Annotated in this window: 20 protein-coding genes; 11 read left to right on the plus strand and 9 right to left on the minus strand. The window is 69.2% G+C overall.

The genetic code is table 11. The features are described from left to right. Positions 1-67: 67 nt before the first annotated feature. A complete protein-coding gene (locus tag ACFYRH_RS11770; RefSeq protein ID WP_387772118.1) occupies positions 68-1,957 on the plus strand; it encodes a glycoside hydrolase family 76 protein in 1,890 nt (629 codons plus the stop codon). On the opposite strand, the gene ACFYRH_RS11775 is transcribed toward ACFYRH_RS11770, so the two are convergent. Together ACFYRH_RS11775 and ACFYRH_RS11780 are read right to left on the minus strand one after the other, a co-directional pair. Next, a complete protein-coding gene (locus tag ACFYRH_RS11775; protein ID WP_387772121.1) occupies positions 1,954-2,727 on the minus strand; it encodes an SDR family NAD(P)-dependent oxidoreductase in 774 nt (257 codons plus the stop codon). The genes ACFYRH_RS11770 and ACFYRH_RS11775 overlap by 4 nt on opposite strands. Positions 2,728-2,838: 111 nt before the next feature. Continuing rightward, the gene (locus ACFYRH_RS11780; protein WP_387772124.1) at positions 2,839-3,852 is read right to left on the minus strand and encodes an aldo/keto reductase; all 1,014 of its coding nucleotides are present in this window, start codon (positions 3,850-3,852) and stop codon (positions 2,839-2,841) included. A gap of 121 nt (positions 3,853-3,973) precedes the next feature. Here ACFYRH_RS11780 and ACFYRH_RS11785 point away from each other — a divergent pair, with 121 nt between their 5' ends. Further along, positions 3,974-4,807: a helix-turn-helix transcriptional regulator gene (locus ACFYRH_RS11785; protein ID WP_387772127.1), complete on the plus strand. Its 834-nt coding sequence runs from the start codon at positions 3,974-3,976 to the stop codon at positions 4,805-4,807. Here ACFYRH_RS11785 and ACFYRH_RS11790 read toward each other — a convergent pair. Then, positions 4,782-5,378, minus strand: coding sequence for a TetR/AcrR family transcriptional regulator (locus tag ACFYRH_RS11790; protein WP_387772130.1), 597 nt, complete (start codon positions 5,376-5,378; stop codon positions 4,782-4,784). The genes ACFYRH_RS11785 and ACFYRH_RS11790 overlap by 26 nt on opposite strands. Positions 5,379-5,450: 72 nt before the next feature. On the opposite strand from ACFYRH_RS11790, the gene ACFYRH_RS11795 reads away from it, so the two are divergent. Beyond that, entirely contained in the window at positions 5,451-6,350 is a 900-nt protein-coding gene (locus tag ACFYRH_RS11795) for an aldo/keto reductase (RefSeq protein ID WP_387772133.1), read from the plus strand. 55 nt (positions 6,351-6,405) lie between these two features. Here the strand turns inward: ACFYRH_RS11795 and glnA are convergent, their stop codons facing one another. Then, positions 6,406-7,830, minus strand: a complete 1,425-nt coding sequence (glnA, locus tag ACFYRH_RS11800; protein WP_387772136.1) for a type I glutamate--ammonia ligase — start codon at positions 7,828-7,830, stop codon at positions 6,406-6,408. Between the two features lie 189 nt (positions 7,831-8,019). On the opposite strand from glnA, the gene ACFYRH_RS11805 reads away from it, so the two are divergent. Then, positions 8,020-8,481, plus strand: a complete 462-nt coding sequence (locus tag ACFYRH_RS11805) for an RDD family protein (RefSeq protein ID WP_387772139.1) — start codon at positions 8,020-8,022, stop codon at positions 8,479-8,481. A gap of 13 nt (positions 8,482-8,494) precedes the next feature. Here ACFYRH_RS11805 and ACFYRH_RS11810 read toward each other — a convergent pair whose 3' ends face one another. From ACFYRH_RS11810 to lipA, 3 genes are all read right to left on the minus strand, one after another. Beyond that, on the minus strand, positions 8,495-9,775 hold the full coding sequence (locus ACFYRH_RS11810; protein ID WP_387772142.1) for a class I SAM-dependent methyltransferase: 1,281 nt from the start codon (positions 9,773-9,775) through the stop codon (positions 8,495-8,497). Between the two features lie 100 nt (positions 9,776-9,875). Continuing rightward, a complete protein-coding gene (locus tag ACFYRH_RS11815; RefSeq protein WP_387772145.1) occupies positions 9,876-10,571 on the minus strand; it encodes a DUF4191 domain-containing protein in 696 nt (231 codons plus the stop codon). 17 nt (positions 10,572-10,588) lie between these two features. After that, the gene (lipA, locus tag ACFYRH_RS11820) at positions 10,589-11,527 is read right to left on the minus strand and encodes a lipoyl synthase (RefSeq protein ID WP_387772148.1); all 939 of its coding nucleotides are present in this window, start codon (positions 11,525-11,527) and stop codon (positions 10,589-10,591) included. A 56-nt stretch (positions 11,528-11,583) separates the two neighbouring features. On the opposite strand from lipA, the gene ACFYRH_RS11825 reads away from it, so the two are divergent. The 5 genes from ACFYRH_RS11825 to ACFYRH_RS11845 all read left to right on the plus strand — a co-directional run bounded on the left by ACFYRH_RS11825 (position 11,584) and on the right by ACFYRH_RS11845 (position 16,856). Continuing rightward, entirely contained in the window at positions 11,584-12,942 is a 1,359-nt protein-coding gene (locus ACFYRH_RS11825) for a sensor histidine kinase (RefSeq protein WP_387772151.1), read from the plus strand. Beyond that, positions 12,942-13,616, plus strand: coding sequence for a response regulator (locus ACFYRH_RS11830; protein ID WP_387772154.1), 675 nt, complete (start codon positions 12,942-12,944; stop codon positions 13,614-13,616). Before ACFYRH_RS11825 ends, ACFYRH_RS11830 begins: the two co-directional genes overlap by 1 nt. A 123-nt stretch (positions 13,617-13,739) precedes the next feature. Continuing rightward, entirely contained in the window at positions 13,740-14,621 is an 882-nt protein-coding gene (locus ACFYRH_RS11835) for an ABC transporter ATP-binding protein (RefSeq protein ID WP_387772157.1), read from the plus strand. Beyond that, entirely contained in the window at positions 14,618-15,784 is a 1,167-nt protein-coding gene (locus ACFYRH_RS11840) for an ABC transporter permease (RefSeq protein ID WP_387772160.1), read from the plus strand. Before ACFYRH_RS11835 ends, ACFYRH_RS11840 begins: the two co-directional genes overlap by 4 nt. 109 nt (positions 15,785-15,893) lie before the next feature. Continuing rightward, positions 15,894-16,856 carry a LysR family transcriptional regulator gene (locus ACFYRH_RS11845; protein ID WP_387772163.1) on the plus strand — a complete coding sequence of 321 codons (963 nt, stop codon included), beginning with the start codon at positions 15,894-15,896 and terminating at the stop codon, positions 16,854-16,856. A 6-nt stretch (positions 16,857-16,862) separates the two neighbouring features. On the opposite strand, the gene ACFYRH_RS11850 is transcribed toward ACFYRH_RS11845, so the two are convergent. After that, on the minus strand, positions 16,863-17,900 hold the full coding sequence (locus tag ACFYRH_RS11850) for a hypothetical protein (protein ID WP_387772166.1): 1,038 nt from the start codon (positions 17,898-17,900) through the stop codon (positions 16,863-16,865). 89 nt (positions 17,901-17,989) lie between these two features. On the opposite strand from ACFYRH_RS11850, the gene ACFYRH_RS11855 reads away from it, so the two are divergent. Then, positions 17,990-19,378 carry a sulfatase gene (locus ACFYRH_RS11855; RefSeq protein WP_387772169.1) on the plus strand — a complete coding sequence of 463 codons (1,389 nt, stop codon included), beginning with the start codon at positions 17,990-17,992 and terminating at the stop codon, positions 19,376-19,378. Here the strand turns inward: ACFYRH_RS11855 and lipB are convergent. After that, complete coding sequence (gene lipB, locus ACFYRH_RS11860; RefSeq protein WP_387772172.1) at positions 19,360-20,076, minus strand: lipoyl(octanoyl) transferase LipB; 717 nt, start codon at positions 20,074-20,076, stop codon at positions 19,360-19,362. The genes ACFYRH_RS11855 and lipB overlap by 19 nt on opposite strands. 93 nt (positions 20,077-20,169) lie before the next feature. On the opposite strand from lipB, the gene ACFYRH_RS11865 reads away from it, so the two are divergent. Beyond that, positions 20,170-21,212, plus strand: a 1,043-nt coding sequence (locus tag ACFYRH_RS11865; RefSeq protein WP_387772175.1) for a protein kinase, incomplete at its 3' end; no start/stop codon positions are given.

Raw genomic sequence — 21,212 nt, forward strand, 5'->3', positions numbered from 1 at the left:
GGCGCGACGACGATACATCCTCGGAAGCTCGGTGAAACGTTTCCAAGCCCTTCGAGGAGAACCGCCCATGGTGAGGTATCGACATGCCCATCGTCTGCTGGTCGCCGGCGCCTGTCTGGTCGCCACGACCCTGACCGCCGCGGCCCTGGCGCCGACGGCCGCCACCGCGGCGCCGTCACCGGCCGACGGTCCGACCGCCGTCGCGCGCGCCCGGGTCGCCGCCGATCAGCTGATGAGTTCCTACGAGCCGAACAAAGCCTGGTTCCCGTCGAGTTGGTGGAACTCCGCGGTCGCCCTGCAGACCATCGGCGACTACATGCAGCGCACCGGCGACCGGCGCTACCTGGGTCAGCTGGACAACACGTTCGAGAAGGACAAGGGCAAGTTCCCGGCCGGGTACCTGTCCGGCGACGAGCTGCTCGGCAACTTCACCAGCCGCGCGATCGACGACTCCGAGTGGTGGGGCCTGACCTGGGTCCAGGCCTACGACCTGACCAAGAACCCGAAGTACCTCGACATGGCGGTGAAGATCGCGGAGTACGTCGAGGGCTACTGGGACCCGAGCTCCTGCGGCGGCGGTGTCTGGTGGAACGGCGAGCGCACGTACAAGAACGCCGTCACCAACGGCCTGTGGATCCGGCTCACCGCCGAGCTGCACAACCGGATGCCGAACGACACGCGCTGGCTCGGCCGCGCGCAGGAAGGCTGGACCTGGTTCACCAACAGCGGGATGATCAACTCCGCGGGCCTGGTGAACGACGGTCTCAAGGACAACTGCGAGAGCAACGGCGACACGGTCTGGTCCTACAACCAGGGCCTGGCGATCGGCGCCGGCCTCGAGCTCTGGCGCGCGACCCACGACCCGAAGCTGCTGACCACGGTACGGCGGCTGGCGGACGCGGCGATCGGTTCTGGTGGACTGGTCACCGACGGCGCGCTGACCGAGTTCTGCGATCAGCCGGGACGCACGTGTGACGACAACGGCAAGCAGTTCAAGGGCATCTTCATGCGGTACTGGATGGACCTCGCCGACACCACGCACGACAGTCGCTACCAGAACTTCGTGACCCAGCAGGTCGCGACGATCTGGACCAACGACCGGGACGCGTCCGACCGGCTGGGGGAGCGGTGGTCCGGCGCGACCCCGAACGTCTACGACTGGCGTACCCAGGCCAGTGCGCTCAGCGCGCTGATCGCCGCCGTCCCGGCGACGCCGCCGGCGCGGTCGTTGTCGGCGACAACTGATCCGGCGCTCCCGGTGGTGATGCCCGCGACCGGCAGTACGACCCACGTGCAGGTCAAGGTCACGGTGCAGGCGACGGGACCCGTGGACCAGGCGGTGAAGGTCGCGGTGCAGGCCGCGGGTCCGTCCGGCTGGACGGTGACTCCCGCTGTCTCGAACGTGACGCTCCGGACGCGCGGGAACGCCGTACCGGTGGAGACGTCGGTGGACCTCGACGTGACGATCCCGGCCGGTACGGCGGACGGTCTGCACTCGGTGAACGTGACCGCGACGTCCGGTTCGCAGCTCGCGTTCGGGAGCCGGTCCGACATCCTGGTCGCCCACACGGCCGACTTCGACACCGGTACGGCGGCCGAGACCCCGTGGCTGTACGACGCGGACGGGTCCCAGAGCAACGGAGTACAGAACCGCTTCGCCGACGGGCACTCGTACTTCGTCTACCGGTTCCCGTTCCCGTCCGACACCACGAAGGCCTCGGCGACGCTGACGATCGACAACGAGTTCCTCGTCCAGGTCAGCGGTGACGGGCAGAACTGGACCACGGTCGCGACCGAGACCAACCAGGAGCACGACGGGAACAACAAGGCGGCACGGACCTTCGACCTGACGCCGTACCTCGGCGCGGACAAGGCCGGGTACGTGAAGGTGTCCGACTCGTTCCCCGACGACGGGTGGGGAGGCCGCGTCTACCACGTGACCGCGAACTACAGCTAGCGGTAGCGGCTTGCGAGCTGCGGGCTCTGGCCGCCGAAAGCGGCCAGGTCCGCGGCGAACACCGTATCCAGCAGGCTGCTGTCCTCGAGGCCTGGAGCCGTGACGGTCTCACCGAGCTCCAGGCCGCGCAGGGCGGCCGTGACGACGTCCGCGGCGCTCATCCGCGGGACGGCGCTCAGGTCCATGCCCTGACGGGTGTGGAACTCGGTGGCGACGACGCCCGGCAGGAGCGCCTGCACCCTGACCCCGGTCCCTTCGAGCTCGGCGCTCAGGGTCTGCGAGAAGGCGAGTAGGTTCGCGAGTGCTCCGGCGTACACGGCCCGGCGGGGCATCACGGAGCTCGGGGCCGGACCGCTGAACGCGATCATCCCGCCCACGTTGATGATCGTGCCGCTGCCGCGCTCCTGCATCCCACCGACCACGGCCCGGGTCAGCAGCGTCGGCGCCAGGACCTTGACCGTGACCAACTCGGTCGCCTTGTCCGCGGGGAGGTCCGCCAGCGGCATGTAGTGCGCGACACCGGCGTTGTTGATCAGCAGGTCGACGGGTTCGGCGGCCGCGATGTCCGCGACGCCTTGGATCCCGGCGAGAGTCGACAGGTCGGCGGCCACCGGCCGGATCTTCACCTCGGGGTGGGCTTCGACGAGCTGGTCGAGGCGCTCGGCGTTGCGGCCGACGGCGATCACGGCGTACCCGTCGGACACCAGCCGCTCGGCGAATGCGCTGCCGATGCCCGAGGTGGCGCCGGTGACGAGTGCGAGCTTGCTCATGGCAATGATTCCCTTCAGGTGGTCTCGGCTTCGAGCATCCGCGACCCGCTCCCGCCCGGCAAGGGCCCCGCTGTCCCTAGGAGTCGTAGGACCAGGGACAGCGGGTTTCCGCTAGGCCGCGGCGCGGTCGCCGATCGTGCGGCGGCGCAGCGACGCGTCGAGGATCGCCGGCGTGTTGTAGTCCATGTCGAGGCGGCCGACGTCGGTACCCGGCGGGACGATCTTGTCGATCTGGTCTAGGACGTCGTCGCCGAGGACGACCTCCGCGCCGGCCAGCGCGTCGTCGAGATGTTCCATGGTCCGCGGCCCGATGATCGCCGAGGTGACCGCCGGGTGCGCGATCGCGAACGCCATCGCCAGGTGCGTCAGCTTCAGCCCGGCCGCGTCGGCCACCGGACCCAGTTGCGCCACGACCTCGAGCCGCCGCTCGTCGGTCATGTGCCGGAACATCGCCGTCCGGCGAAGGTCTGACGAGGCCCGCCCGGTGAGCTGGCCACCCGCGAGCGGGCTCCACACCAGCGCACCCATCCCGTACTTCTGAACCATCGGCAGCACCTCGCGCTCGATCCCGCGGTTCAGGATCGAGTACGGCGGCTGCTCCGTGCGGAACCGTTCGAGACCGCGGCGTTCGGAGACCCACTGCGCCTCGACGATCTCGCCGGCCGGCATGGTCGACGTACCGATCGCCCGGACCTTGCCGCTGCGGATCAGGTCGGTGAGTGCGGACAGTGTCTCCTCGATGTCGGTGTCCGGGTCCGGGCGGTGCATCTGGAACAGGTCGATGTAGTCGGTCTGCAGGCGGCGCAGCGAGTCCTCGACCGCGGTCATGATCCAGCGTCGCGAGTTGCCGCGCTGGTTCGGGTCGTCGCCCATCGGCAGGTGCGACTTGGTCGCCAGTACGACGTTGTCCCGGCGCCCCTGGAGCGCCTTGCCGACGATCACCTCGGACTCACCGTGCGAGTACATGTCCGCGGTGTCGACGAAGTTGATGCCGGCGTCCAGGGCCTGGTGGATGATCCGGATCGATGCGTCGTGGTCGTCGTTGCCGACGGCACCGAACATCATCGCGCCGAGGGCGTACGGGCTGACCTTGATCCCGGTCCGGCCGAGCGTGCGGTAGTGCATGGACTTCCTCCTTGGGGTTGCTCCCAGCGTCGCCGGGCGACCCGGTCCGGAGAAGGCCCACTTCATCCACGGACAGGTTGTCCCTGGATAGCCGCTTGGGTGGTCACGCATGATGGATCGTGTGACCGATCGTGACGGCTTGGCCGATTTTCTCCGCCGGCGCCGGGAGCTGTTGCACCCGGCCGACGTGGGCCTGCCCGACGGTGCCCGCCGCCGTACGCCGGGTCTGCGCCGCGAAGAGGTCGCCCAGCTCGCGGGGATGTCGACCGACTACTACTCGCGCCTCGAACAGTCCCGTGGCGCGAACCCGTCGGAGCCGATCATCGCCGGTCTCGCCCGCGCGCTGCGCTGCGACCTCGACGAACGCGACCACCTGTACACCCTGGCCGGCCTGGCACCGCCGCTCCGGCGCGCCGGCCGGCACATCAGCCCCGGCCTGATCGGGCTCGTCGAGCGCCTCGTCGACATCCCGGTCCTGATCGTGACCGACCTCGACGAGGTCCTCTGGCAGAACGCGATGGCTGATGTCGTCGTCGGTCGCTACCCGGGCACGGGCCGCACCCGGAACCTGACCTGGCGCTGGTTCACCGATCCGTCCATCCGGCGGATCTTCCCCGAGGAGGACTGGGACGCGCACTCGGCCGCGCACGTCGCCGACCTGCGCGGCACCTACTCCCGCCGCATGGGTGACCCGGACGTGACCGAGCTGGTCGACGCGCTCGTCGCGCGGAGCACGGAGTTCCGCGCGTTGTGGGAGTTGCACGAGGTCGCCGTCCGGCGGCTGCCGCGCAAACGGTTCCTGCACCCGGAGGTCGGCGAGCTGGACCTGACCTGCGAGACCCTCCTGACGCCCGCGGCCGATCTGCGCGTGCGCGCGTTCCTGCCCCTGGAAGGCACCGACGCCCGGGAAAAACTGGATCTTCTCCGCGTCATCGGCACCCAGAGCTTCGTCTGAGGCCGTCGATCAGCAGCCTGAGCAGCCGCTCGGTCTGTTCGCGTTGCTGCTCCGGATCGGCCGCGATCACCGCGCCGGCCATCGCCGCCACCACATCCTCAGGCGGTACGTCGCTCCGGAGCACGCCTGCGCCGGCTTTCAGGAAGTGGGCGATCGCCGCGGTCAGCCGGGCGCGGGTGCCGGCCTGTGTCACGGCGCCCGAGGCGACGATCGCGCGCAGGCTGACTCCCATCGCGCGCTTGGAGTCGACGAAGTCGGCGTACCGGAACATCCAGGCGAGCAGGGCCTCGTCCGCGGGGCCGTCGGTCGCGAGCGCGGGCGCGGCGTCGCACAGCCGGGTCAGCTCCTGCTGATACACCGCCGCGAGCAGCGCCTCACGGGTCGGGAAATGCCGGTACAGCGTCGCCACGCCGACCTGCGCCCGTGCCGCAACGCGATCAAGCGACAGGTGCACGGACTCGCCCTGGCGAGCGGCCTCGGCGAGATCGGCCAGCTCGCCCGCCGCGGCGGTCACCACCTGCTCGCGCTTCCGCGCCGCGTCGGCACGGAGCGGCCGGACTTCCTGGGCCATAAATGGAGAAACCTCCAGTTAGTGCTACGGTAATCGGAGAAACCTCCACTTACTCTACCTGGAGACCGCCACATGTCCACGACACCGAAGCTCCCTGGCGGCCCTGGCGGCCCTGGCGGCATGGTCGCCCTCGGCCGGCACCAGATCAGCAGGATCGGGTACGGCGCGATGCAGCTCGAACACCTGGACACCGCCGGGGCCACCACCGTCCTGCGCCGCGTCGTCGAGCTCGGCATCAACCACCTCGACACCGCGTCCTTCTACGGCATGGCCACCGTCAACGGCCATATCCGGGCCGCGCTGCACCCGTACCCGGACGACCTCGTCATCGTCAGCAAGGTCGGCGCCCGCCGGGTCGACGGCCCGACTCGACTGGCCCTGGCTCAGCGGCCCGAACAGTTGCGTGAGCAGGTCCAGCTCGATCTGGCGTCACTCGGCCTGGAGCAGGTCCCGGTGGTGAACCTGCGCCGGGCGGACCAAGGCCCGGGCCTGATCGCGTCCGGCGACCAGGTGGTGCCGATGGACGACCAACTCGCCGAGCTGATCGCGCTGCGCGATGAGGGTCTGATCGGCGCGATCGGTCTGAGCAACATCAGTTCCGAGCAGCTGGAGAAGGCGCTGCCCGCCGGCATCGTCTGCGTCCAGAACGCCTACAGCGTGCTCGATCGCTCCTCGGAGGAGCAGCTGAAGGTGTGCGCGGCCAATGACATCGCCTGGATTCCGTACTTCCCGCTCGGCTCGGCGTTCGACCAGCTGCCGTCGCCGACCGAGCATCCCGTCGTACAGCAGGTCGCCACGCGACTGCAGGCGACCCCGGCCGCGGTCAGCCTGGCCTGGATCCTTGCCCATGACAACCACACCGCACTGATCCCGGGCACCCGCAGCATCGCTCATCTCGAGGACAACCTCCGAGCGGCCGACGTACACCTCGATGGCACCGCACAGGCGGAGCTGGACGCGATCGGCGCCTGAGAACGAAGCAGCCCACCCGGACGAACCGGGTGGGCTGCTCGCGTTCGGCTACGACTCAGACGTCGTAGTACAGCTCGAACTCGTGCGGGTGCGGGCGGAGCTGGATCGGGGCGATTTCCTGCTCGCGCTTGAGGTCGATCCAGGTCTCGATCAGGTCGGACGTGAACACGTCGCCCTCGAGCAGGAACTCGTGGTCGGCCTCGAGGGCGTCGATCACGGCCGGCAGCGAGGTGGGGACCTGCGCGATGCCCGCGTGCTCCTCCGGCGGCAGCTCGTAGAGGTCCTTGTCGACCGGGTCGGCCGGCTCGATCTTGTTGCGGATACCGTCCAGGCCGGCCAGCAGCTGCGCCGCGAAGGCCAGGTACGGGTTCGCCGACGGGTCGGGGCAGCGGAACTCGATCCGCTTCGCCTTCGGGTTCGACCCGGTGATCGGGATCCGGATGCAGGCCGAGCGGTTCCGGGACGAGTAGACCAGGTTGACCGGCGCCTCGAAGCCCGGGACCAGGCGGTGGTACGAGTTCACCGTCGGGTTGGTGAAGGCGAGCAGCGACGGGGCGTGCTTCAGCAGACCGCCGATGTACCAGCGGGCGGTGTCGGACAGGCCGCCGTACCCGGACTCGTCGTAGAACAGCGGGTCGCCGTTGCTCCACAGCGACTGGTGGCAGTGCATGCCGGAACCGTTGTCACCGAAGATCGGCTTCGGCATGAAGGTCGCGGTCTTGCCGGCCTCCCACGCCTTGTTCTTGACGATGTACTTGAACTTCATCACGTCGTCGGCGGCCTTGAGCAGCTCGTCGAAGCGGAAGTTGATCTCCGCCTGACCGGCCGTGCCGACCTCGTGGTGGGCGCGCTCGACGATCAGACCGGACCGCTCCAGCGCGAGCGTGATGTCGTCGCGCAGCTCGCCGAAGTGGTCGGTCGGCGCGACCGGGAAGTAGCCACCCTTGTAACGGACCTTGTAGCCGCGGTTGCCGCCGTCCTCGACCCGGCCGGTGTTCCAGGCGCCGGCGATCGAGTCGATCGAGTAGTGCGCGCCGTTCGACTTGGTCTCGAACCGGACGTCGTCGAAGACGTAGAACTCGGCCTCCGGCGCGAAGAACGCGGTGTCCGCGATGCCGGTCGACTTCAGGTACTCCTGCGCCTTGCGGGCGATGTTCCGCGGGTCACGCGAATACGCCTCACCGGTCAGCGGGTCGTGCACGAAGAAGTTGATCACCAGCGTCTTCGCGGTGCGGAACTCGTCGATGTACGCGCTGGTCGGGTCCGGCAGCAGCTTCATGTCGGACTCGTGGATCTGCTGGAAACCGCGGACCGACGAACCATCGAACGCGAGGCCGTCCTCGAAGACCTCGGGCCCGAACGACGACACCGGGACGGTGAAGTGCTGCATGATGCCCGGCAGGTCGCAGAACCGGACGTCGACGATCTCGACGCCCTCGTCCTTGACGTAGGCGAGCAGCTCCTCCGCACTGGAAAACATACGTACTCCTAGGGTGGCTCAGAGATTGCATCTGAACGTAGGGCCCGCGGGTTTCTCCGTCGTGACCCTGATGTTTCGCGGATGTTACGCCCAGCGTGTCCGCGCTGACCCACTGGTGTACGGCGGTTACGCCCTGAGATGTCGCGGCCGCCTGGGACCGTTTCAGGACGTGTCCGTAGGCTAGACATCATGGCATCATCCGCCGCGAGCCACACAGGGCCCTCTGAAGAATTCCGTTACCCGGGGAACCGGCTCGGCCTCCCGGAGGACGGTCCGGGCGCGGTCGCGGGCTGGGGCCGCCGGCTGCTCGCCCTGGTCGTGGACTGGCTGATCGCGGGCCTGATCGCCTCCGCGGTGGTCGGCAAGCCGATGTGGGCGGGCGGGAACGACTACAACACCTCGCACCTGGCGGTCTTCTTCGTGATGAGCGCGATCCTGACCGGTCTGGCCGGCGGCACGATCGGTCACCGGCTGCTCGGGCTGCGCGTCGTCCCGGTCCGGGACAAGTCGACCGTCACGGCCCCGGCCGGTCTGCTCGGCGGCATCATCCGCTCGTTCCTGATCTGCCTGCTGATCCCGGCCGTGGTCTTCGACCGCGACCGCCGCGGCCTGCACGACCTGGCCGCGAAGACCGTCGTCGTACGCCGGTAGTCAGCGCCGGTAGTCAGTGCCGGGTGAGCCGTAACTGGACGTCGTCCAGGTAGCCGGTGCGGAAACCCGCCTCGGAGTAGGCGAGATAGAACTCCCACATCCGCCGGAACGTGTCGTCGAACCCGAGCGCGCCGATCGCCGGCCACCGCTCGATGAACCGGTTCCGCCAGATCCGCAGGGTCCGCGCGTAGTCCCCGCCCAGATGCCGGACCACCTCGGTGCGCAGGCCGGTGTGCTGCGCGGTGACGTCCTCGATCACCTTGATCGACGGGATCAGGCCGCCAGGGAAGATGTACTTCTGCACCCAGGTGAAGGTGTTCCGGGTGGCGAGCATCCGCTCGTGCGGCATCACGATCGCCTGCACCACGCCGACCCCGCCGGGCGCCAGCCGGCGCTCGATCGCGTCGAAGTAGACCGGCCAGTACTTCTCGCCGACCGCCTCGATCATCTCCACGCTCAGGACGGCGTCGAACTCACCGATCTGGTCGCGGTAGTCACGCAGCGCGACCTGCACCCGGTCGCCGACGCCGGCGTCCGCGATCCGCCGCTGCGCGAGCAGCGCCTGCTGGGAGGCGATCGTGATCGCGGTCACCCACGCGCCGCGCTGCGCGGCCCGGATCGCCAGGCTCGCCCAGCCGCAGCCGATGTCGAGCACCCGCGACCCGGACTGCACCCCGGCGGCGTCCAGGATCGCGTCCAGCTTCCGCAGCTGGGCATCGGTGAGCTCGTCGTACGACGCTGTGGCCAGATCGGCCGTCGGCTGACCACCGAAGTACGCCGCGGAGTACGTGAGCGTCGGATCCAGGAACTCGGAGAACATCGCGTTGCTCAGGTCGTAGTGCCGGCTGATGTTCTCCCGGGCGCCGGCCCGGTCGTTCTCCTGCTCGCCGGGCTGCGAGCGGGTGACCAGCCAGCGCAGCGACTGGGCCCACTTGGGCAGCAGGTGCCGGGTCTCCTCGTTGCTGAACCGCTCGGCGAACGGGACCAGCAGGTCGGCCAGGTCGGTGCCCGGCTCCGGGTCCCAGTCGCCGGCCAGGTAGGCCTCGCCGAACCCGGACCCGGCGTCGTGACCGAGCCGGTCCAGGAACGCGGCCGTCCGGTGCACCCGCATCGCGGGCCCGCCGAGCCCGTACGACCGGTTGCTGTCCAGGTGGATGGTGGCGGGCAGGTCCTTGGCGATCAGACGGATCGCGGTCGCCGCGCCGTACCGGCGGACCGGGTTGGAGCGCGGACGGGCCAGCGTCGGCCACGTCTCGGTAGCCGGCTGGTGCACCGCCGGCATCAGGTCCGTCATGTCTGCTGTTCCCCTGTAATCCGTCCTGGTCGCACTCTAAGGGCAACCAGCCTCCCCACGGTGCATGCTGAACAGATCAACTGTCCGCACGCCAGTTGAGTTACCGTCCGCGCATCGCCTGGCGGGCGCCCTTCAGGTTGTTCGGCATCGGGCCCTTGGGCATCGGCACCTGCGGCCGGACCGCGTCCAGCGCCTTCAGGCGCTGCAGCAGGTCGGTGATCTCCGACGGCTGCAGCACCGCGGGGAGCTTCATCACGTGCTTGGTGAGCTTGCGGATGTCGATCTCGCCCTCGCCCTGACCGGCGACGATCTGGGTCACCGGCGCGCCGCCCGCCACCCGGCTGTGCTTCTTCGCCTCGGCGGTGAGCAGGTTCTTCACCCGGCTGGCCTGCCCCTCGCCGACCAGCACGATGCCCGGCCGGCCGACCACCCGGTGGACGATGTCGGCGTTCTTGGTGACCGCGACCGCGGGCGTCACGTTCCAGCCGCGGCGCAGCGTCTGCAGCGCGGACGCGGCCGCACCGGCCTGCCCCTCGATCTGGCTGTACGCCGCCTTCTCGACCTTCCGGCCGAACACGATCGTGGCGGCCAGGAACCCGAGCGCGACCCCGAGCGGGATCCAGATCAGCAGCGGCCCGACCAGCAGACCGCCGACGACGGCGAGCGCGACGACGCCGAGGAAGATCCCGGCGAGCACCCAGCCGACCGTCGGGTCGGACTTCCTGGTCAGCTTGTACGCCGAGGCGATCTGCTTGAGCCGACCGGTCTTCTCTTCGGGGGCGTCGTTCTTGGCCATCTCTAACCCTGTCCTGGTTATGCCTGGTTGGCGTTCATACGTGACTCGACCGCCTGACGGTACAGCCGACCGGCGCGGTACGAGGACCGTACCAGCGGACCGGACATGACACCGGCGAAACCGATCTCCTGCGCCTCGGCGTCGAGCTCGACGAACTCCTCGGGCTTCACCCAGCGCTCCACCGGGTGGTGCCGCACCGAGGGCCGCAGGTACTGCGTGATCGTGATGATCTCGCAGCCGGCCGCGTGCAGGTCCTTCAGCGCCTGACTGACCTCGTCACGGGTCTCGCCCATGCCGAGGATCAGGTTCGACTTGGTGACCAGGCCGTAGTCCCGGGCCTGGGTGATGACGTCCAGCGAGCGCTCGTAGCGGAAGCCGGGGCGGATCCGGCGGAAGATCCGCGGCACGGTCTCGACGTTGTGCGCGAACACCTCGGGCCGCGAGGAGAACACCTCGGCGAGCTGCTCGGGAACCGCGTTGAAGTCCGGCGCGAGCATCTCGACGCCGGTGCCCGGGTTCAGCTCGTGGATCTGCCGGATGGTCTCGGCGTACAGCCAGGCGCCGCCGTCGTCCAGGTCGTCGCGGGCGACGCCGGTGACCGTCGCGTACCGCAGGCCCATGGTGCGGACCGACTCGGCCACGCGGCGCGGCTCGTCGCGGTCCAGCGCCTCGGGTTTGCCGGTGTCGATCTGGCAGAAGTCACAGCGCCGGGTGCACTGGTCGCCACCGATGAGGAACGTGGCCTCGCGGTCCTCCCAGCACTCGAAGATGTTCGGGCAGCCGGCTTCCTGGCACACCGTGTGCAGTCCCTCGGACTTCACCAGCTTCTGCAGTGCCTGGTACTCCGGGCCCATCTTGGCGCGAGTCTTGATCCACTCGGGTTTGCGCTCGATCGGGGTCTCCGCGTTGCGCACCTCGAGCCTGAGCAGCTTCCGTCCTTCTGGGGCGATCGTCACGCCTCCCAGGGTACGCGCCGCCGTTCAGGAGCGTTTCACCCGTAGGGTGATGAGCTATGTCCACCGTTGAGCTGCGTACGGATGCCGAACCGGGCAGTCCACCGGTGTCCGGTACTGGTTCCGGCACCGGGACGCGCGGCTGGACCCGCCCCGCGCCGACGGCCCGCGAGCAGCGGTACGACGTACTGCTGGGGCTCGGGATGGCCCTGGCGGCCCTGCTCGCGACGGAGCTGGCCCGCGGCAGCTGGCCCACGCACGTCGACCTGGGGATCTGGGGGATCGAGCCGTACGTGCTGAGCGCGGCGATCGCACTGCCGCTGTGTTTCCGGCGCCGGTGGCCGATCCCGGTGCTGCTGATCGTCGCGGTGCTGTTCGTCGTGAACGGTGAGCGTGCGCTGTTCGCGTACCAGGCCAACCTGGTCACCCAGGCGACGATGTTCATGGCGGTCTACGCGGCCGTGGCGTGGTCGCGGGACCGGCGGCTGATGAAGGGTGCCGTCGCGCTGGTGTTCGTGGCGATGTTCGGCTGGCTGACGATCAACTTCGTCCAGGCGCTGCGGGCGAACGCGATCGAGGGGCCGAACCACGCGCTGTTCTCGCCGTACGTGTCGAACGTGATCATCACGGTCTCGCTGAACGTCCTGTACTTCTTCGGCGCCTACTTCTGGGGCCGGACCGCGTGGGGGACCGCCCGGCAGCGGTTCGAGCTGGAGCAGCAGGCGAGCGAGCTGGCCACGCAGCAGGAGTCGAACGCCCGGCGTGCGGTGATCGACGAGCGGCTGCGGATCTCCCGTGAACTGCACGATGTCGTTGCCCACCACATCAGCAGCATCGGCATCCAGGCCGGTGGTGCGCGCCGCGTAATGGACACCGATCCGGAGGCCGCGAAGAACGCGCTGAACGTGATCGAGGAGTCCAGCCGGAGCGCTGTGAACGAGATGCGGCAGTTGCTCGGCATGCTCCGCGCCGCGGACCCGGACATCGACGTCGGAGCGCCGGACGCGAAGGCGCCGCAGGCGGGCGCCGACCGGCTGCCGGCCCTGATCGCGGACGCGAACGGTCAGGGCCTGGAGGTCGGCTTCCACCAGATCGGCGCCCCGGCCGAGCTGCCCAAGACCGTGTCGGTCTCGGTGTACCGGATCGCCCAGGAAGCGCTCTCGAACGTCCGGAAGCACTCGACGGCGCGCAGCGCGCACCTGACGCTGCGGTACCTCGGTGAGGCGGTCGAACTCGAAGTACTCGACGACGGCCGCCCGAAGCACGCGCCCGTGGGCAGCCGGCTCGGTCACGTCGGGATCCGGGAGCGGGTCGCGCTGCTCGGCGGCGAGAGTGAGATCGGCCCGCGGCCCGTGGGAGGATTCCGGGTCCGGGTCCGGATCCCGTTGGACCCGCAAACCTTCGGAAGGGACACGTGATGGGGGAGACACCCATGCGGGTGTTGCTCGTCGACGACCAGGACCTGGTCCGCGCCGGGTTCCGGATGATCCTGTCGGTCGAGCCGGACATCGAGGTGGTCGGTGAGGCCTCCGACGGCGAGAAGGCGATCGAGCTGGCGCTGGAGCTGCGGCCGGACGTCGTACTGATGGACGTCCAGATGCCCGGCATGGACGGCATCTCCGCGACCCAGCGGATCGTCGCCGAGGACGCCGGGAAGGTGGTCATCCTCACCACGTTCGACCGCGACGACTACCTGTTCGAGTCGCTCGGCGCGGGCGCCAGCGGGTTCCTGCTGAAGAACACCGCTCCGGAGGACCTGGTCGAGGCGATCCAGGTGGTGCACTCCGGCCACGCTCTGCTCGCTCCCGAGGTCACCCGCCGCGTCATCAAGCGCTTCGCCGGCGGCGGCGAGCGCGTCTACCGGCCCGATCTGCTCGCCGACCTCACCGACCGCGAGCGCGAGGTCCTCAGCCTGATCGCCCGCGGCCTGACGAACACCGAGATCGCCACCCAGCTGTTCGTCGGCGAGGCCACGGTCAAGACCCACGTGTCCCGGGTGCTGCTGAAGCTCGGTCTCCGCGACCGCGTCCAGGCGGTCGTCTTCGCCTACGAATGCGGCCTGGTAACTCCTGGAGACGACGGCTCGTCCTGATCCGTCCGCCCCGCGGATGACCTCGCCGATCACCCGCTCGACCGACGTGCCGGCACGCTCCGGTTCGTTAGCTTGGGCAGGGTCGGGCGTGGGCCCGGCCTGATCTGATGGGAACGGTGACACATGCTCAGGGTGGTTGGGCTCACCCGGCGGTTCGGTGATCATCTGGCGCTGGACGACGTGACCTTCGACGTCGTACCGGGACGGATGACCGGGTTCGTCGGGGCCAACGGGGCCGGGAAGACGACGACGATGCGGATCATCCTCGGCGTCCTGGCCGCGACCGCGGGCGAGGTGCGGTGGAAGGGTGAGCTGCTGACCCAGCAGGTACGCCGGGACTTCGGGTACATGCCCGAGGAGCGCGGCCTGTACCCGAAGATGAAGATCCGCGACCAGCTGGTGTTCTTCGGCCGGCTGCACGGCCTCGACGCGGACCGTGCCGCGGAACGCACCGACAAGATTCTCGAGCGGCTCGGGCTCGCCGAGCGCGCCACCGACGTACTGGAGACGCTGTCGCTGGGGAACCAGCAGCGGGTGCAGATCGCGGCCGCGCTGGTGCATGAGCCGATCGCCCTGGTGCTGGACGAGCCGTTCAGCGGTCTCGACCCGCTGGCCGTCGACGCGATGGTCGACCTGCTCCGCGAGGAAGTCACTCCGGAGGTGCCGGTGCTGTTCTCGAGCCACCAGCTGGACCTGGTCGAGCGGCTGTGCGACGACCTGGTGGTGCTGTCGAGGGGGAAGGTCGTTGCCGCGGGCTCCGTTGCGGATCTCTCGGCCGGACCCACGTCGACGTACCGCCTGGTGGTCGACGGTGACGCCGGCTGGCTGCGTGACGTGCGGGGGATCACCGTACGCGACGTGGCCGGCGGTACGGCGCTGTTCGACGTACTGGATGGTGCCTCGGAGCAACAGATTCTGCAGGAGGCGATCAGCCGCGGGACGGTCCGTGAGTTCGGGCCGGAGCGGGTGGCGCTGAGCGACGTCTTCCGGGAGGCGACCCGATGAACTCGTTGGACAGGCCGTGGGCGCTGATCGCCGAACGGGAGATCACCACCAAGCTGCGGGACAAGACGTTCATCGGCTCGACCGTGGTGATGTTGTTCATCGTGATGGTCGCGGTGATCGTGCCCGCGGTGCTCGCGGGGCGCGGCGGTTCGGACAAGATCGCGGTGATCGACGACAGCGCCGCGAGGGTCGTGCAGCAGGCGTCCACGACCACGGGCGGCGACGGCTACGAGGTGACGCGGGTCGCCGACCGGGCCGCCGCCGAGCGGGCGGTGACCGACGGCGACGTCAAGGCGGCGCTGCTGCCGGGTGCGGACGGCTACACGGTCCTCGGCAAGGACCGGGTCGACTCGGGGATCGAGAGCGCGCTGCGTGCCGCGGCCGCGGCCGTCGGCATGGAGGCGAACGCCGGCAAGGCAGGCCTGACGCCGGCCGAGTTGCACGCGGGCACGAAGGTCTCTCTGGAGTTGCTGAAACCGGGCCCGTTGCCGGACATCGTCTCGGACTTCGTGAACATCGGGCTGGCGCTGGTGTTCTACATGACCGCGCTCGGCTTCGGGATGATGATCGCGCAGAGCGTCGTCCAGGAGAAGGAGAGCCGCGTCGTCGAGATCCTCGCGGCCGCCGTACCCATCCGGTCGCTGCTGTGGGGCAAGGTGCTCGGCAACACGGTGCTGGCGCTTTCGCAGATCGTCGTCATCGCGGCCGCGTCGCTGGTCGGGCTGCTGGCCACCGACCAGGCGGACATCCTCGAGGTGGTCGCGCCGGTCGCCGGGTGGTTCGTGGTGTTCTTCGTGCTCGGGTTCGTGGCGCTGGCCGGGCTCTGGGCGGTCGCCGGCTCGCTGGCGACGCGGCAGGAGGACCTCGGGTCGACCACGCTGCCGGGGCAGATGATCCTGATGATCCCGTTCTTCTTCTCGGTGTTCGCCGGGTCGTCGGCCAAGACGGTGGCGTCCTTCGTCCCGATCGCGTCGTCGATGTCGATGCCGGGCCGGATGCTCACCGAGGACGTGCCGATCTGGCAGCCGCTGGTCGCGATCGCGGTACTGCTCGCCGCGACGGTGCTGATCATCCGGCTGGGCGCGCGGCTGTACGAGCGGACCCTGCTGCAGACCGGCCGCCGGCTCGGTTACCGCGAGGCGCTCGCGCTGAAGACTTCGTAGCACATCGTCACAGCCGGGCCCGGCGTTACAGCACTGGGCCAGGCTGTGACGAAACCGCAATGTAGGGTGCCTGTGTGCTGTGCGTAGACCTCGACTACGGTCTCAACGCATGAACGTTGAGCTGCGTCATCTGCGGGTGGTGGTCCTGGTCGCCGAAGCGGGGTCGGTCGGTCGGGCTGCCCGCTGGCTCAAGGTCAGCCAACCGAGCCTGACCGCGCAGCTGAAACGGATCGAGGCCGCGTTCGGCGGCGAGCTGTTCGAGCGTTCCCGCACCGGCGTCACCCCCACCCCGCTCGGCCGGTACGCCGTGGATCGCGCGCGAGCGATCCTGGTCGACGTCGACCACCTGTCCGCGACGGTGTCCGCGATGACCGCGGTGGAGTCGTCCGCGGTCCGGCTCGGCGGGTTCCCGACCGCGCCGATGTCCGGGATCGCGTCCCGGCTCCGCGACCACGGCGAGATCGAACAGGTCAGCATCGAGGTCGAGTGGTCCACCAGCGTGCTGCTGCAGCAACTGGAGAGCGGCCGGCTGGATTTCGCGCTGCTCCGGGAGTTCCCCGGCTTCGAACTGCGGCTGCCGGCCGGGGTCGAGGCCATCACGGTCGTCGAGTCCGAGTCGGCGTACGTCGCGTTGGCAGCGGATCACCCGGTGGCCGCCCGGACGCGTGGTGAGGTCGACCTGGCCCAGCTGTGCGACGAGGAATGGATCGGCGAGCCGCCGGACGACAGCGGGTTTCACGTGCTGTTCCGGGCCGCGTGCGAAGCGGCCGGGTTCCAGCCGAAGGTCGAGCACCACTCCGTCGACACGTCGGTGCTGATGGGGTTCGTGACGAGTGGTCAGGGCGTCGCGCTGATCTCGCCGACGTCGTACCGGATGCTCTCCTCGGACGTCACCACGCGGACGCTGTCGGGCGATCCGATCCACCGGAAGCTGGTGCTCGCGTGGAGCACCGAGTCACCACGGGCGCAGATGGCGCGTGACGTGCTGCAGATGGCGAGTGAGGCGTACGACGAGGCGATCACCGAGCACGCGCGGCGGGATCAGCACCAGCAGCGCATGCACGTGGCGTGAGGTCTTCTAGGCGGGCTTGACGACGGGGTTCTCGAAGGCGAGGTGGAACTCGCCGGTGTCCTCGGGGTTTTCCATCCGCTCGCGGTACTGCGAACCCATCTGCTCCTTGGGGGTCACCTTGGGAGCTTCTTCCTTGGTCGCCTTCGGCTCGGCCGCCTTGGGCTGCTCGGTCGCCTTGGGCTGTTCGGCCGGCTTGGGTTCTTCTGCCTTCGGTTCCTTGGCCTTGGGTTCTTCGGCTTTGGGTTCTTCGGCTTTGGGTTCCTCGGGCTCGGGTTCTTCGTTGGGCGGTGCCGGAGCTATCACGGTCTCGTCGGTGCCGGAACTGTTGCTCTCGGCATCGGGTCCCGGAAACGGCTGGGTGTGCTCGAGGTCGTTCTCCGGCTCTTCCTGCACGCTGGGCTCGGCAGCGGGCTCGGCGTTCTGCTCGACCGGGAACTGGCGGGTCGGCTCATCGGCCTGGTTCCGCGGCCGGACCGGCTCGGGCTCCGGCTCGTCGAACAGGTCGTCGTACGTGGTGTGGCTCTCGTACGGCGGCGGCGCGGGCTGATAGGTGCTCCCGGCAACCGGGTACACGGCCGCGGCGTCGGCGTCCTGCTGCGCCTGCACGGCCTCCTGCTCGCGCTGCAGCCGCTCGGCCTCGGCGCGCTCGCGGCGCCGGCGCTGCGCGCTGCGGACGATCAGCTGGATCGCGTACACCAGCGAGATCACCCCGAGGATCGGGACGACGCCGTTGAGGGTGTACTGCTTCGACCCGTCGATCATCCCGCTGGTCACCCCGGGGACGTCGTTCAGGAAGTTCGTGGTCCGGTTGGGGATCCAGAGCCAGCAGTAGACCAGCGTGCCGAAGGCGGCGAACGCCCCCAGCGCGCCGGCGCCGGAGAAGTACGACACCACGGCCCAGAAGATCAGCGCGCCGATGCCGTAGGCAAGCGCCATCTCCTTCGCGTTCAGCTCGATACCACCCGGTGCGGCGAGCACTCCGAACACGGCCGGTCCGGCCAGAGCAACGGCTACGCCGAGCAAGAACCCAAGAAATTTGGACACACCCCCAAGGTAGCGACGATCTGCCGTCACACCCTGCAGACACTTCGGCACGAGGCTGACAGGCAACCGCTTGCCTAAGGTAGGGCTACATGAGCTCCTTGTCTGTCCCGAACATTCTGCTGATCGTGTCCGACGACCACGGGTACGCCGACCGTGGTGCGCTCGGCGTACACCCCGACGTACACACTCCGGCGCTGGACCGGTTGGCCGCAGAGGGAGTGAGCTGCACCGACGCATACGTGACGGCGCCGATCTGCAGTCCGTCGCGGGCGGCGATCATCTCGGGGCGGTACCAGCAGCGGTGGGGTGGTCAATGGTTCGACTCGGCCGAGTTCCCGCCGGACGACGTACCGACGCTGGCGGAGATCCTGCGGGGCCAGGGGTACCGGACGGGGTACTTCGGGAAGGTGCACTACGGTCCCGAGGGCGTGGGGGACCGGGCGTGTCCGCCGCATCATGGCTTCGAGGAGACGCTGTACGGGCTGGCGGGGCAGTCGTTCGGGCGTTTGAACTATCTGCACCATTCCGAGGACGCGATGACGTCGTACGGGCAGCCGGCCGCGCACCACATGGCAGTGCAGCCGCTGCTGTCAGGTGATGAGCCCGTCGAGCACGAGGGCTTCCTGACCGCGGAGTTCGGGCGACGGGCGACCGAGTTCATGGCTGCCGAGGACGAGCGGCCGTACTTCTGCATGGTGGCGTTCAACGCCGTCCACAACTTCTGCTGGCAGCTCCCCGACGCCGAGCTGAAGGCCCGCGGCCTGCCGGCCTTCCACGACTGGAACCCGGACACGGACGGTGCCTTCGGCGAGTGGTACGACGATGCGATCGTGCCGAACCTGCCGCACGGGCGGGAGTACTACCTCGCGCAGTTGGAGCTGATGGACGCGGAGATCGGGCGGCTGCTCGACGCCGCGGGTGACGACACGATCGTCGTCTACGTGACCGACAACGGCGGCTCGACGTGCAATTTCGGCGACAACACACCGCTGCGCGGGACGAAGTACACGCTGTGGGACGGCGGCATCCGGATCCCGATGATCTGGCGCTGGCCAGGACAGCTGCCGGCGGGCCGGCGTACGGACGCGCTGGTCAGCACGATGGACCTAGTACCGACCCTCGCCGCTGCTGCTGGTGCGACTGCTGAGGGCGTAGACGGTCTCGACATCCTGCCAACGCTCGCCGCGTCGTCAGGGACGCAGCACGATGCGCTGCACTGGGACTGCGGGTTCCAGTGGGCGGTGCGGTCAGGGCCTTGGAAGCTCAGCTGGGTCGGCGACGACGCCAACACTCAGCACCTGCGGGACTACGAACACGCGCCGATGGGGGACGGCTGGTTCCTCGCGAACCTGACCGACGACATCGGCGAGAAGACCAACCGGTACGACGAGCAGCCGGACGTGGTGGCGCGCCTGTACGAGCTGCACACCACATGGCGCGCTGAGGTCGGCCTCGAGGGTCAGACCGTCAGTCCGTAGATGATGGCTGTCGGGGGCTCCTCGTGGTGGTCGATGTCCGGGCTGCGCTCGTACTCGTCCCAGGCGAGGAGCTCGCCGAGGTGGCGCCGTACCGGGTCGAGGACCTCCGCGATCGGCACCTCACGACCGAGCTCCTTCGACAGTGTGGTTACATCGGCGTCCGAGATGCCGCACGGGACGATCCGGTCGAACCAGGCCAGGTCGTTGTTGCAGTTCAGCGCGAAGCCGTGCATGGTGACGCCCTGCGCGACCCGGATACCGATCGCGGCGATCTTCCGCTCCCGGCCGCGATCGTCGGCGGCCACCCAGACACCGCTACGGCCCTTGACCCGGCCGGTCTTCACACCGAGCTCGCCGCAGACCGCGATCAGCGCCTCCTCGAGCCGCCGCACGTAGTCCACGACATACACGTGGGAGGCGAGCTTCACGATCGGATAGCCGACGAGCTGCCCGGGCCCGTGCCAGGTGATCTTGCCGCCGCGGTCGACGTCCACCACGGGTGTGCCGTCCGTCGGGCGCTCGTGGGGCTCGGTGCGCTTGCCTGCCGTGTACACCGGCGGGTGCTCGAGCAGGATCACCGTGTCGGTCCCGGTGCCACCGGCAACCTCCGCATGCAGGCGCCGCTGCTCCGCCCACGCGGTCTCGTAATCCACCGCATCGGCCCCGAAACCGGCTTCCACATACCTGATAGCCCTCACGTCATCGAGTGTAGGCGGCCCCCTTCACGGCCGACGGCCTGGGCTGTGGATAACTCTGACGGGCGAGGTCGCGATCGGTGCATCCTCATGGGCATGGACCTCGCAGACATCGCCGGTTACAGCCTCCGCCGGAAGCTCGGGTCCGGATCGGTCGGCACCGTCTGGCAGGTCCGTGACCGGGTGACGGGCCGCAACGCCGTGCTCAAACACATCCCGATCGGCGCGATCCCCGACCCACGGAGACTGCGCGAAGACCTCAGCATGCTCACCCGCCTCCGGCACCCGCACATCGCCCGGCTCCTCGAGTTCCGCGAGACCGAGACCGCCTGGATCCTGATCGGCCAGCACCTCCTGGCCGGCAGCCTCGCCGCCCTCCTGCAACGCCGCGGCCCACTCTCCAAAGGCGAGCTCGTCACCCTCCTGACCCCACTCGCCGAGGCCGTCGACCACCTCCACACCCAAGGCCTCACCCACGGCGCCATCACCCCCGCCAACGTCCTCTTCGACGCCGACGGCCGCCCCGTCCTCACCGACACCACCCTCCACCCCGGTCACCCCGCCGCCGACCTCCGCGCCCTCTCCACCCTCGCCCAATCGGTCGGCACCGCGCCCAAACTCTTCCCACCCGACCTCTTCCTCACCACCCCACCCAAAGCCCTCCCCACCCACCTCCTAGCCCTCACACCCCCCACCCCCATCGCCCTAACCCTCCCCACAGACCCCCCACCAACCACCCCACCCCAAGCCCCCACCCCACCTCAAGCCGCCGCCTCACCCCAAGCGACCGCCTCATCCCAAGCGACCGCCCGACCCCAAGCCACCGCCCGACCCCAAGCCACAGCCGCCCCACTCCAAGCCAACCCGGACCCACTCCACACCAACCCCGTCCTGCCCCAGAGCAACTCCGGCCCACCCCAGGCCAACTCCGCCTCGCCCCAAACCAGTGCCGCCCCATCCGAGAGCAATCCCGGCCCATTCCTCACGTCCCTCCGGCCGTTCCGTGTCCACTCCGCCCCGCCCCTGCCCCACCCCACACCGCCCCAGACCGGCCCGAGGCAATCCGACGCTCGCCCGGCGTGGCAGCCGTTCAACGTCGCCCCGGCCGTAGACCGCACCGCACCGTCGTCGTCCACCAC

The sequence above is a fragment of the Kribbella sp. NPDC004875 genome, assembly GCF_042873375.1.
GTDB lineage: Bacteria > Actinomycetota > Actinomycetes > Propionibacteriales > Kribbellaceae > Kribbella.